The sequence below is a fragment of the Eubacterium sp. AF34-35BH genome (genome assembly GCF_003477765.1).
Taxonomy (GTDB): Bacteria; Bacillota; Clostridia; order Lachnospirales; family Lachnospiraceae; genus Eubacterium_G.
Genome location: NZ_QUDZ01000011.1, coordinates 1 through 14,944, shown reverse-complemented (window position 1 = coordinate 14,944; position 14,944 = coordinate 1). Strand labels below are relative to the sequence as shown.

The 14,944-nt window shown below is 35.0% G+C and carries 6 protein-coding genes; all 6 read right to left on the bottom strand.

Features of this window, described 5'->3' with window-relative positions:
* Nucleotides 1-183 precede the first annotated feature (183 nt).
* Nucleotides 184-7,377 (bottom strand): discoidin domain-containing protein, encoded by a 7,194-nt coding sequence (locus DWZ69_RS10725; RefSeq protein WP_118437036.1) that lies wholly within the window; start codon nt 7,375-7,377, stop codon nt 184-186.
* 322 nt (nt 7,378-7,699) lie between these two features.
* Complete coding sequence (locus DWZ69_RS10720) at nt 7,700-8,218, bottom strand: hypothetical protein (RefSeq protein WP_118437034.1); 519 nt, start codon at nt 8,216-8,218, stop codon at nt 7,700-7,702.
* Between the two features lie 10 nt (nt 8,219-8,228).
* Nucleotides 8,229-9,107, bottom strand: a complete 879-nt coding sequence (locus DWZ69_RS10715; protein ID WP_118437032.1) for a hypothetical protein — start codon at nt 9,105-9,107, stop codon at nt 8,229-8,231.
* 10 nt (nt 9,108-9,117) lie between these two features.
* Complete coding sequence (locus tag DWZ69_RS10710; RefSeq protein WP_118437030.1) at nt 9,118-9,666, bottom strand: hypothetical protein; 549 nt, start codon at nt 9,664-9,666, stop codon at nt 9,118-9,120.
* Nucleotides 9,667-9,771: 105 nt separating this feature from the next.
* Nucleotides 9,772-11,442, bottom strand: coding sequence for a hypothetical protein (locus DWZ69_RS12120; protein ID WP_158573388.1), 1,671 nt, complete (start codon nt 11,440-11,442; stop codon nt 9,772-9,774).
* Nucleotides 11,443-11,716: 274 nt separating this feature from the next.
* Nucleotides 11,717-14,503 (bottom strand): hypothetical protein, encoded by a 2,787-nt coding sequence (locus DWZ69_RS12355; protein WP_158573387.1) that lies wholly within the window; start codon nt 14,501-14,503, stop codon nt 11,717-11,719.
* Between the last annotated feature and the right edge of the window lie 441 nt (nt 14,504-14,944).

Genomic DNA, 14,944 nt, shown 5'->3' with positions numbered 1-14,944 from the left:
GCATAACCATCAAAGCTTTTTTTGTGCATTATGCTTATATAACGTTTGCATTTTTATTACTTTTTTAGTATATTGTTATTGTTTTTTATTATTTTAAGAAAGAGGGCGAAAAATGCATAAAACAATTTTTATACATTTTCTGCCCTCTTTTTGGAATTTTGGTATTATTTATTTTATTAAGAATTATTTAAACTTAACTTTTTTAGGCTTGCTCCACTTGCCGTAGACTTTCTTGCCGTTTGCAATCTTAACTGCTCTTGCCTTAACATAATACTTCTTAGATTTCTTAAGTTTCTTAATGTTAATGCTGAAGTTTGCCTTCTTAACAAGTTTAGTAATAGTTACCTTCTTCTTGCCCTTGCAGTTCTTCTTGATTGAAACTTTAACCTGGTAAGCTGTAGCGCCTGCTACCTTGTTAAGTTTAATCTTAACCTTCTTAGATTTCTTACTCTTAGTAGCTTTCTTAATCTTAACCTTCTTAAGAGTAACCTTTGTACCAGATTTTGTTGTAGTACCAGGCTTTGTTGTAGTTCCTGGCTTTGTTGTTGTGCCTGATGTTGTTGTTTCACCTGGTTTTGTTGTACCACTTGGCGTTGTTTCTCTTGGCTTTGTTGTCTCGCCAGGTCTTGTAAAGTCATTATCGTCTTCGTCATCATCATTTACACTCTTTGTAGTTGGTGCTGACTTAACAACGATTGCCTCTGAGATACCTTTTGATTCAATACTATTCTTAATAGCTGTAACAACAACTTCGTGTGAACCACCTTTTACTCTTTCAATTGTATATGTACCAGGTTTAACATTAATCTGTTTTGCCTTTCCATCTACCTTTACATTGTATAGCTGTTCTGTATCACCTGTAAACGAAACAGTAATCTTGTTAAATTCATCTGATGTTACTACAAGACCTTCTGCTTCAGTTGGCATAAACACGCTAGTACCCATTAATGCAATTTCAGAAATCTGATATCCCCAAGTTACATTGCCGTCTGTAAGTTCAATCTTAACAAACTTAACAGTGTCCTTTGTATACTTGTCCATATCAAGTTTAACTTCTGTTGCACTCTTATAGGCTACACCTGACTTGTCAGCCATCAACTGATAATTCTGTCCATCATCTGATAAGTAAATCTTAAATGCTGTCGCATTTGTATTGTTAGCCTTAAATGCAATTAATAATTCCTCAACTAAACTCTTATCAACAGGAGCTGTAAGTTCAAGTGTTACTGTTGCCTCTTTCTTTCCGTATGTTGTCTGTACTGTTTTATCGTTTTCAGTTGAAATAGTACCATCAACTAATATCTTAGTATCCTTGCTGCCTTCAGTACCATCATTAATATCCTCAACTGTTACTGTTGCATTGCCCTTAGTTAAGTTTCTAACAGTACTAATATAATCAACTAATGAACCATCATCCACTTCAATTGTCTTAGTAATACCCTTAGACATAAGACCATTGCCGTAAGCTACGACCTTAACGGTATGAGTTCCTTTTTCAACTTCACTAATTACGCCTTCGCCGGCATCAATTAGACCAGTAACGCTCTTGCCATCAAGGAATACTCTATACTTAAAGTCTTTCTGATTATCACCTGCTACAATATTGTATTCAATTTCACTGAACTTGTTTGATGTTACTGTAAAATCAGCAGTCTCATCGCAGTTGTCAACCTCAATAGGCTCTGCATTCTGCTCTGTACTAAGTACAGCAATTTCTCTTACCTGATATCCCCAATTATTTGCATCTGGGTAGAATATTCTGACAAATCTAACATTGCCTTCAACACCAGTCATGCTCTGTTCATCAATAAGATTATTCTCCTTTGCCTTTGCTAAATCCGAACCTGGAACTGACTTAACATTTCTAAAGTCAACACCGTTAATTGAATACTGAATCTTATATCCCTTAGTAGGAAGTGTTCCATCATTATTTGTATGATACTTAATAACTATTCTGTCTAATTTAGCTGCATCATATGTATCGCCTAAATCAATTTCAAAATATGTATTAGCTGTTTCAAATTTAGGTGAAATATAATTTCCTTCAAATGAACCGTCTGTTATATCTTTTTCAGTACCACCTTCATTCTGTCTGCTTGGGTAAACATTTACTGTTTTGCCTAATGCCTTGTTGTACTTCTTATTAACTGCCATTTCTGCATTACTTGCTGCAGGTCCTACTGTTAATTTACATTCTGCTGTAAATGTTCCAACCTTAACAGTAATAGTTGCCTCACCTTCACCTTTGGCTGTTACTGTACCATTTTCATTAACTACGGCTACCTTGTCATTTGATGAGCTCCATTCAGGAGTTATTTCATCAGTTGTATTTTCAGGATTAATTGCTAATTCCAATGTTTCTGAAGACTTGTTCTTCATTTCAAAGGTTTCAGGAATGCTAATAGACTTAACATGTATAGGTTTTGTTACAATTACCTTACATTCTGCCTTGCTTCCTCCAGGTAATGTTGCATAAATAGCAGTTTCACCAACACCTTTACCTGATACAAGTCCTGTCTGATCTACTGTTGCAACTTTTGTATTGCTACTTGACCATGTTACTTTTTCATTTGAAACTGCTGAAAGCTGAACTGATCTGTCACTTGCAATTCTTGCTTCTTTTCTATTAATTGTAACTGTTCCACTAATAATAATATCTGATTCTGTTGTATCTGATAAAATCATTCCTTTTCTATATGTAACAGCTTTAACAATTATAGTTCCATCAACTTCAAATGGAGCTGTGTATGTTGGAGAATCTTCTGTAGGTGTAGTACCATCTGTTGTGTACTTGATTTCTGCACCCTTAACTACAGTTGATAATGTTACCTTCTGTTTTCCATCATATACACCACTAACCGGTGAAATTACAGGTGATGTTGCTTTCACGGCACCGTATACTTCAAATTCAAAAATTGAATATCCGTAAGCTGTACCTCTTGCAAGACCCTTCATTCTTACATACTTAGCTTTTGTTGCTGGGAAGTTAGTTGTAACCGTGCCGACTTTACCGCTTTGTGTCGCAACTGTTGTCCATTCTTTTCCATCAAGAGAAACCTGAATTTCATATTTTTCAGCGTATGCTGCTTCCCATGTAATAACAGCCTGGTTAATAACTTTTGTAGGACCTAAATCAAGCTGAAGATATTCATCATCATTATCTTTTGATTTCCATCTTGTGCTACCATTTCCATCAATTGCATTTGCGGCAACATTTGCACCATCTTCTGAAGAAGCTGTTGCTGTTGCTTCAATTGACAAGTTATCGCTACCCTGAACTGTATCTCCATCAATCTTCAATACTGCTGCTGCATAAGATGAATCAATACTTCCATCTTCAACTGCTACAGCTTTAATTGTTGTATCACTTGATACTAAAAATTTTCCAGTATATTTCTTTGACTTCTTTGTTGGTGCTGAACCATCGGTTGTGTAATAAATTGTTGCACCATCTTCTGCTGAAAGTTCTACTAACTGTGTATCAGAAAATTCTGTTGTTCCGTTTACATCATCTGTTACAACACCATCTTTAAGAGCTGTTGCTGTAATTGTAGGTTTCTTAACCTGTTTGTATGCGAAGTAATTTTCTGTATCAATCTTAAAGCTTACAGTTGAGTTTGCTTCAATTCTTGCTTTACCAACTAATGTTCCATCTGCCTTCTTAATCTGTACTACTTTTCTTCCTGATGTTGGGTTCCAAACTTCTGCTGTGTATTTTCCATCTTTTACATAAACAGAACCCTGAATATTACCAACTACCATATAGTCATTTGTTCTATGACCAATTTCGTCCATTGCTGAAACAAACCAAAGTGTATTTGCTCTATCTTCTACCTGAACCTTGCTTACATTAGCTTCGAACTTGTTATATGCGCTCTGTGCATCTGTCTGTGACAAGAATGGCCATGTAATATGCTGCCAACCTGTATCAGGTGTTGCATATGTATCTGGATTATGCCATGCAGCATCCTCTGTCTTACCTTCAGCTACATATTTTTCATGCAACTTTCTTTCGATTTCAATGGCATAATTTGTATCATCCCATAATCCCTGGTATACTTTTTTACATTTTTCCTGATTCATACCATAGTTTGTAAGGTACTCAGAAATTGGCAACCACTGAATTCCGTATACATATAATGGTTCTCCACCAAAATATGTACCATAACCCATTGATGCACCGTAAATCTGTCCTGTTCCCTGGAATGGGTAATCATATACTTTATCAGCATCTCTGTCAGGATGATCCCCTAACCAGTTTGTTTCATCATAATCGAACCAATACTGTTCTACCGCATCCATTTCTGTTGTGAATCCGTATGCACCTGCATCAATCCACTTCTGCTGCTGAGTTGCTTCACCCCATAGGTACATACCAACCCAACTGAATAATGCTTCTGAAGCTGATTCCTGGTTATTACCTGAATCGCTGTCAGCGTATCCACCAGCCCAAGAATGTCCTGAATACTGGTCAAATGATCTGAACTTACAGAACATGTTTCCATCATCTTCAGGTTCTTCAGGATCTGCATAGTCCCTAACCATAAGTTCAATCATATCTTTATAATCATTGTAAAATTCTTTGTCGTATGTTGCTAATACTGTTGCACCAAACATAAAATACCCATATGTAAAGTGGTGGTCACAGATAGCTGCGTTAGCACCGAAAGAACTGTCTGGATAATATAATGTTCCCCAATCCTTATTGTAGATAAAGTAACATCTATCATCCCCACCATCATAGTTGAACCAGTCTTCCATGATGCTCTTTAATTTTGATAATAATTTTTCTTTAATTTCTGTTTCACCTAACTGATCAGCCATAAGAACACTGATTGCAAGTGGGTGAACGTTTTTACCTTCCCAGTAGGCATCTGATACAGGAGCTGTATCCATCTTTGATGCTACTACCTGATTTAAGTAATCTTTCATTTCATTGCTATCAAACATCTTGCTGTTTGATTTTGCGAATGTAGGTAATAAACCTGAGAACTGCTGTGTTGTTGAATATTCATTAGCCCAGACTGACTTCATATCACCTCTGATTGAAGGATATGTTGTGAAAGTCTTATCGCCCTCAACATCTGCGCTATGTTTCCACTGATGTGGGAATAAGCAATGCATCGTTACATTTGAGAAACCTTCTCTCATTAACTTTGTAGTTGCTTTGTAATTTGTAATAATCTTTGAATTATCTTTGTTATATGAATAAGTTACTAATGTATCTGTTACAAAAGCATATCCATGCTGATAGTAAGTTTCGATATCATCTTTACTGTTCATACCTGCTAATGATAAATAATTCTGGTCTACTGATGGGAATGTAATCTTAATCTTATAATTTCCACCTGCAATCATAACCTTGAATTCTGTTCCTTCAGGAACATTTAATTCGTAGTATGTACCCTCATTAACTGCCTTTGTGTTTTCATCATCAAATGTTTTGAATCCAATATGGTCTGTTACAACAGTATCACCTTTTTTAGCTAATATCTGTTCGCCTTTTCCATTAAAGAATTCTGTAATAGATTCACCGCTTAAGTATGCAACAGTATCCTTATTGAATTCATTGAAGATATATGGTGAACCTTTAACAACTGTTGATTTCATCTTAAGACCATCTTCATCCATAAGACCTAATTCAACAGAATAATCACCATAATTTTCAACTCTGTCGTATGCAGATGTTGTTTCAAGTGTTTCAGGTACTAAATAAAAATCTCTTGATGTTTCTGTACTCTGGTCAGTACCTAATGTTGTTTCAGTTCTTTCTGGAACCCATCCTGCTGTTGCAAGTAAAACACCAAGACCTTTCTTTGAGAATGAAGCCTTAAGTGGTGTAGCACAAAGTAAGTTACTAAATGTCTGCACCATTGCTGATGACCACCAACTGTTTGAGTCAATAGGTGTTTTAATATTCTTTTCATTAATGAATGTTGGAAGTTTGTTCTTTTCGTTATACATTTCTCCTGAAACATATGAACCGCTTCCTGCTCTTAAAATCTGTCTTGTTGGAAGATCTGGGATTTCTTCATTTGCCTTGCTATCCCCTTCCTTATATGGATATACTGATAGTTCTTTAATACCAATACCACTACCACTTTCTACTTTTGTGTAACCTAATACTTTTACATATCTTACACCTGTCTGATATAAAGTGAAATTATCTGTAGCGTTAGCATATCCCTTAAGTACACGATGAACAGTTGTCCATGTTTTGTTATCACTTGAAACTAATACATCATAAATCTTACCGGCGTCAGAAGTCCAATCTACAACAATTCTTCCTACTGTATATGCCTGTCCCAAGTCAACTGTCAACCACTGGTTATCTCCCTGATATGATGTAAATGAAGTTGAAGTATTTCCGTCAACTGCGTTTTCAGGCTTAACATTATTGTAAGCATCAGGCTTAATATTTCCCTGATCATCCTTCATCCACCATTCATCTCTTGTACCTGAGCATGTTACTGTTTTATTTAATGCAAGATTTTCGCCATAGTTTACAGGTCTCTTTGCTGAACCACCTGTACCCCATACCTGGAATTCGTATAATGAACTACCATAAGCTGTAGCTCTCTTTGTTACAAGAACTCTTACATATCTTGCCTTTGTACTACTTAATTCTTCTTTTGAAATTGTCTGTTTAAGTTTTGCAGTTTCGTCAATTTCTACACCATTATTACCTTTGCCGTCTGCCTTAACTTCTACTGTACATTTTGCACTACCTACTAGTTGTTCTGGGTTATCTTTATTGTAAGCTCTAACCTCAAGTTCATGTGTGCCTTCTGTCAAACCAAGATTTCCGCCATCCTGACCAATTTTATCAAATTTAAAATTGTCAGGTGCCTGTACTATCTTGTCACCTTCGTAAACACTGTATACAGCATTTTCAACAGGTGTCCATTTTGCACTTACTTCATATAGATTTTTTTCTGTATTAAACTTGTTTACTTCATATGAGAAAGCCATATTTACAAAAGCTCCCGGCTTGTTTCCTTTCTCATAAATTGTTGTCCAGTCATCTTCATTATTTGAAATCTGGATCTGATAATACTTTGCATACGCTGCTTCCCAACGTAAATAAATGTGGTCTATATCTGCCTCTTTTCCAAGGTCAACATATAACCATTCATTTGTGTCGTCCTGCTTAGCCTGCCAACGTGTGCTTTCATCGTTGTCGACTGCAAGTTCTGCCGCAGAACCACTTCCGGTTTGTGAACTAGCATAAGCCGGTCTACCATTTGAAAGATTGTATGGTGTATTATCTTCTGCGTCTGCAGCCTTGATACTGATTAACTTGCCCTGTGGACAAATTGTTACAACCATAGCTAAAGTGAGCATTATAGCTGTGATTTTTTTCAATACTTTTGACATCTTAATTCCTCCCTTAAATAATCTTGCACCCTTAAATTATATCTTTTAAATTACCCTTAAAACAAGCGAAAAAACGTTTTTTTGAGTTTTTAGTTGTTTTTACCTTTTTCTATTCCACAAACCCTTTATTTAATAGATTTTCATACAATTTCTTTATGTATTTTTTACAGTCAACGATTTTTCGATAAAAATATTTTTATTCGTTTTTTTGTTTTTTTCATAATAAAACAGAAAATGCGCTACGTGACACTTATCTTCACGTAACGCATTCCCCACTTAAATTAATAAGAAAAAGTATGTTTTTTACTACGACTCATAATAATTATTTCAATTTAATTCTCTTCGCTTTCGTCCAAGCTCCATAAATCTTCTTTCCGTTGATACCTTTAACAAAAGCTCTTGCCTTGATGTAATATTTTTTCCCTGCTTTCATTTTTTTTAATTTTATCTTTGTTGTTTTGTAAGTTTTTGTTTTACATTTTTTCATAGATTTCTTTATTGAATATCTGATTTGATATTTAACATTTTTTCTTATACTCTTTTTTACTTTGCTATTTGAAAGAACAATCTTCGCTGTCTTAGATTTTTTCTTCTTTGTCGCAGACTTAATGGAAATTTTTAAATCTTTCTTTTTTATTGTTATTGCAACAACGCCCGGATCATCAATTGTTATATCTCCTGGTTTATTGTTGTCATCAGGCAGTCCCCATGGATTATATACAACGTCGCCGTCAAAATCGTCTGCTTTTCTTACACTAGCTGTAGTAACACATGTGAATGTGCCTACCAACAATGTAAGCGTCAATATGTATATAAAAAATTTCTTTGAAAATTCTTTCATGTTCTCTCCTTTACTTTCTCACTATCTTTATTTTCTTAGGCTTGCTCCACTTGCTATAATATTTTCTATTTTTTACTACCTTGATAGCTCTAATTCTAACATAGAGTTTTTTCCAGTTCTTGAGCTTCTTATTTTTTAATACAAATTTTACTGTTTTTGAGTTTTTGCTTATTTTCTTACTGTTTACTTTTTTGTTAATTATTTTCTTTTTGAACTTTTTGCTTACTGAAATCTGAATCTGGTACTTTTGTGCACTGCTAACTTTCTTAAACTTCAAATAAACCTTTTTTGAGTTTTTCTTCTTAGTTGCTTTTTTTACTTTGGTAGACTTCACTCTTACCTTTTTAGTTATTTTTGTGATTTTGTCTGTCGTACTTGCTGTTATTATTGTATGTAACGGTTCTGTTGTAACACTCTCGTCAGTAACCATTGTCTTAGTTTCTGTTACATGGGCATCTGATGTATTTACATTTGTTATATTCTCGCTTGTACTGCCACCATTATTCTGACCTGAAGATGTTATACCTTCATCTGTTGCGTTATTATTTGTCGTATTAGTCTGACTTGTGTTGTCATCACTTCCCGTGGCATTGTCACCTGTATTTTTTTCTTCTGTAGTGATACCTGCTGAATCCGATGTATTATCTGATGTTGTTGCTTCAGTTGTTGTTCCTGATTCTGTTACTGTTTCTGTTGTTGTTTCTTTTCTAGTTGTTTTACTTTCTTTCGCCGTTGTTGTACTAAACAATGCACCCCATGGATTATCCATAACGTCACCGTCAAAATCGTCTGCTTTTCTTACACTACCTGTAGTAACACATGTGAATGTGCCTACCAACAATGTAAGCGTCAATATGTATATAAAAAATTTCTTTGAAAATTCTTTCATGTTCTCTCCTTTACTTTCTCACTATCTTTATTTTCTTAGGCTTGCTCCACTTGCTATAATATTTTCTATTTTTTACTACCTTAATAGCTCTAATTCTAACATAGAGTTTTTTCCAGTTCTTGAGCTTCTTATCTTTTAATACAAATTTTACTGTTTTTGAGTTTTTGCTATTTGCTATTTTACTAATTATTTTTTTGCTATTTGTTGTTTTACTATTTACTTTGCCATTTATTTTTTTGCTTATTTTCTTACTGTTTACTTTTTTGTTAATTATTTTCTTTTTGAACTTTTTGTTTACTGCAATCTGAATCTGGTACTTTTGTGCACTGCTAACTTTCTTAAACTTCAAATAAACCTTTTTTGAGTTTTTCTTCTTAGTTGCTTTTTTTACTTTGGTAGACTTTACACTTACCTTTTTAGTTATTTTTGTGATTTTGTCTGTCGTACTTGCTGTTATTATTGTATGTAACGGTTCTGTTGTAACACTCTCGTCAGTAACCATTGTCTTAGTTTCTGTTACATGGGCATCTGATGTATTTACAATACTACCATTATACAATAGAAACCACAAGTCACAATTGACTCTAAAAGGAAAGGAGAGCAGTTTATTCCACTGCCCTCCTCTATTAAATTTTCATATTATTTTTTTAGTTATAATATCGAATTATTTCTTTACTTTAATTTTAACAACCTTTGACCACTTCTTAGCACCAACTGCTTTTACTCTAACGTATAATTTCTTCTTGCCTTTAAATTTCTTGCTTGAAAGAGTAACTTTTGTCTTCTTAACTGTCTTCTTGTAAAGAACTTTCTTAAACTTCTTGCTTGTTGATACCTGTACTGTGTACTTCTTAGCACCCTTAACTTTCTTGAATGTTAATTTAATTTTCTTTGAGCTAAGTTTCTTTGTTATTTTCTTAGAAATCTTTGTTTTCTTAAGTGAAGCCTTCTTTGTTGTTGGCTTTGCTGTTGTTGGTTTAACTGTTGGCTTAGCTGTTGTTACCTTAGGTGTTGTTGTTTCATCTGCTGATGTTGCATCTGCTGATGTTGCATCCGGCTGTGTTACATCTGCTGATGTTGCATCTGGCTGTGTTACATCTGCTGATGTTGCATCCGGCTGTGTTACATCTGCTGATGTTGCATCCGGCTGTGTTACGTCTGCTGATGTTGCATCCGGTGATGTTACGTCTGCTGATGTTGCATCCGGCTGTGTTACGTCTGCTGATGTTGCATCCGGTGATGTTACGTCTGCTGATGTTGCATCCGGTGATGTTACGTCTGCTGATGTCACATTGTTCGATGTTGGATCAACTGATGTCTGTATATCTTCAACCTTCACTAATGTCAACTTAATATTTAATTCTTCATCTGCTGGAGCATATCCTAAATTTAAATAAATATCAGGTTTTTCTGTTTCAGCCTTATATGATATTTCAAGTGAATTTGTACCTTCCGCGAATTTTACATTCTCTGCTTTTTCTCCAACTTTTACTAAACCGTCAAAAGCCTTTGAAGCTGTGTAATCTACTTTTACCTTGTAATCTTTTCCTGCTTCTAAAGGACCAACTGTATTTGTTGAGCCAAGAACACGAAGCTGTGTCTGCCAATCTCCACCACCATATTCAGCGAATTTAATATCTACTGTTGCTGAATTGCTGTCTGCTGTTCCTTTATATTTAATGCTCCCTGTTGAAAAAGCACTCCAAGGTGATGTTAATGTCCACTGACCTTTGATAGAAGCATAATAGCCATCTTCTTCCGGCTGCTGTTCTGTTGTTGTAACAATCTCAGTTGCTTCTGTTGTTGTAATACCCTTAAAGTCAATTACACAACCTGTTGGCATACCACTAAGTTCAAATACTAAAGTTTCTGTTTCTCCTGTTGCCTTAAACTGAAGTGTAGTTTCGTTCTCACCTACTTTAATTTCAATGTTTGAATTTACTACGCCTGTAACATCAGTTTTTTCATATAAAATTCCTGCCATAGATGAATTTAATTTTGTTTTAATATCATATGTCTTTCCTGCTGTAAGTCCTGTCAATTTTGTCTTAGCCTGTAAATGCCAAGTACCAGGCTTACCGCATGACTCATCAATCTTTAAGCTTAAGTCATCTAACTTGCTTCCTGCATAACTCATGTTACCTGCAAGACCATCATATGTTCCCGCAAATAATTCTGACCAGTCGCCAACTGCAGCGCCTTTACCATTTGTTAAAGCTGTGTACTCAGAATCTTCATATGCTGAAACTGACTTGTTATTGTACACTGTTACACTTGTAACAATTAATGCTATGGCACAAAAATATGCCATAATTTTTTTGAATCCTTTCTTCATTTGTAACTCCTTTCAAAATTTCCTAATTTTAGTTTTACAAAACCTATGTAAATTTTATCAAACTTTTTGTTGTGTTTAAGGGTATCATTTTTTAGTGAAGGTGTGTTTTTTTTAAAAAATGTTTTTATGTGAGTATACATCAACAATGAAATATCTTATGTGCGATAGAAATTCTAAAATAATTTCTTATTACACAAAAATAAGGACTATATACTTTATTATTATACTGTACATAGCCCTTATCATTATTATTTTAATAATCTGAAAAACTTATTTATTTAACTTTAATTTTTACAGCCTTTGACCACTTCTTAGCACCAACTGCTTTTACTCTAACGTATAATTTCTTCTTGCCTTTAAATTTCTTGCTTGAAAGAGTAACTTTTGTCTTCTTAACTGTCTTCTTGTAAAGAACTTTCTTAAACTTCTTGCTTGTTGATACCTGTACTGTGTACTTCTTAGCACCCTTAACTTTCTTGAATGTTAATTTAACTTTCTTTGAGCTAAGTTTCTTTGTTATTTTCTTAGTAATCTTTGTTTTCTTAAGTGAAGCCTTCTTTGTTGTTGGCTTTGCTGTTGTTGGTTTAACTGTTGGCTTAGCTGTTGTTACCTTAGGTGTTGTAGGCTTAGCTGTTGATTCATCTTTTCCGCTATCTGGTGTTGTTTCAACATCTTCTTTAGTTGATGTTTCTGTTACCTTTTCTGTTGATGTTGTAATTGCATCCGGTGTTGTTACATCTGGCTGTGTTACATCTGGTGTTGATGCATCTGGTGTTGATGCATCTGGTGTTGATACATCTGGTGTTGATGCATCTGGTGTTGATACATCTGGTGTTGATGCATCTGGTGTTGATGCATCTGGTGTTGATACATCTGGTGTTGATGCATCTGGTGTTGATACATCTGGTGTTGATGCATCTGGTGTTGATGCATCTGGTGTTGATACATCTGGTGTTGATGCATCTGGTGTTGATACATCTGGTGTTGATGCATCTGGTGTTGATGCATCTGGTGTTGATACATCTGGTGTTGATGCATCTGGTGTTGATACATCTGGTGTTGATGCATCTGGTGTTGATGCATCTGGTGTTGATACATCTGGTGTTGATGCATCTGGTGTTGATACATCTGGTGTTGATGCATCTGGTGTTGATGCATCTGGTGTTGATACATCTGGTGTTGATGCATCTGGTGTTGATACATCTGGTGTTGATGCATCTGGTGTTGATGCATCTGGTGTTGATACATCTGGTGTTGATGCATCTGGTGTTGATACATCTGGTGTTGATGCATCTGGTGTTGATACATCTGGTGTTGATACATCTGGTGTTGATGCATCTGGTGTTGATACATCTGGTGTTGATGCATCTGGTTCAGTTACACTTGGACTCGTTGGAATTTCTCCTTCTCCATTTACGTTAAATACGTTAAGAACTACTTCTTTTCCATCTTTGTCTAAGATTACTACTTCATTTACTTTCTTTGTTAATAAAGATTTTGGAAGTGTAATTCCTGCACCTTTCGCAACATCCACGTCTGTTCCATTAACTTTTAATCCTGTGTAATCAGGGTAAAATCCTTCTACTGCCTTAAAGGCAATAAATAAGTTTTCTCCCTGGTCTGTTTTAACCTCTGCTTTTGCAGCTTCAGGTGCACTTACAAACTTATATCCGAAATCTGCGTTATTCTCAAATGCTGTATAATCACTTGGCATTGTAACTTCTGTATTATCGTCTTTTGATTCATCTGTTGAACTCTGTTGTGGATCTTTTGATTCATCTGTTGAGCTTGGCTGTGGATCCTTTGATTCATCTGTTGATTCACTTGAAGCTGGTTCTTTTACAACATATTCAATTGATGTCTTATCACTCTTACCTGCTTTGTTTACAGCTTCAACTGAAATTGTGTATGTACCTGCTTTTTCAAATAATGCACTGTTAAAGCTATATTCAGGTGCTATAGTTGATTCAACAAATGTATCATTTAAGTATACATTATATGATTCAGCACCTTCTGATGCCTCCCATGAGAACTTGAATGATGCTTCTTCTGTTCCTGTATATGCTAATCCTGTAACTGCAACAGGTACTTTTACATCTTCTTCTGTTGATGATGATGATGAATTTGACTCTTCATTTTTTGTTGAATCTGTCTCTTCGTTCTTTGTTGAATCAGTCTCTTCATTCTTTGTTGAATCAGGTTCTTTAGATTCTACAGTATATTTATATTCAGTTTTGGTGCCTTCTCCCGCTTCATTTACAGCAGCTACTGCAATTATATATTCACGAGCTTCTGCAAATAAGTCTTTACTAAATTCGTATGTTACACCGTCTACTTTAGTGATAAGTTTTCCATCTAAATATACATTGTAACCATTAGCTCCTGCTACACTCTGCCATGCAAAATAAAATGGTAAAGTTTCATTTCCTGCATACATTAAACCAAGTACCTTTGCGGGTGTTGTAACTTCAGGTGCTTCTGTAGTAGTAGTTGTTGGTTCTGTTGCTGTAGTTGTTGGTTCTGTTGTTGTAGTTGTTGTTGTGTCAGGACTTGCTTCATCAGATGATACAGGTTCCTTGTCACCAGTTGAACCATCTGGATTTCCAGCTTTTATAATAATCTGGAACTTATAATTTTTTACTGCACTTGTTGCTTCAAATACATTATATGCATTATCCTTCAAATCTGAATAAGCAACAAAAATTCCTGCACCGTCTATTTTGCTATCTGTATTTTCAATACTCTCACCATTAAGTGTTGCATCTGTAAAAGCAGGCCAAATTGGTCTTGTTCCTGCTGCCACACCAGGAACTATATGTATTGATGTTACAGAATCACTAGCCTCCTGAATTGGAAAATCATCATTATTAGCTGCTACATAATAGTCCTTTTCACCTACTTGTGTATATGTAAGGCTTGAATAATCCACTCCTTCTTCGCTATCCTGAACTGCTATCACTGGTGCGTCAGCTTTTACATTCTGTGGTACATATGATATACCTGCTGCCACCATAGAAACTGCACTTAAAATAGCGACACCTTTCTTAAATTGTTTTCTCATATCCTACTCCTTTCAAAAAATTGTATTAGATTCGATGCGTCTTTCATCACATTCTGCTTTCATTCTAGCAGATTCATTTTTCAAAATTAGTAGCCTATTTTTTATTAAGGTGTCTTTTTATATAAAAATCATTTTTATTAGTTCTGAAATTAACGAACTCATATACTTTGCAAAGGGTTACTATTTTTTATATTTACCAAACACACACATAACAAATTAACCTTTTGGCACACAAAAAGACCCTTACGAACCATCACAATTCATAAGGATCTTATGTTAGATTAAAATATGTAATTTTAATTATTTCTTAATCTTAATAGCTACTGGCTTTGACCATTTCTTAGCGCCTACAGCTTTTACTCTTACATATAATTTCTTCTTGTTCTTTAATTTCTTGCTTGAAAGAGTAACTTTTGTCTTCTTAACTGTCTTCTTGTAAAG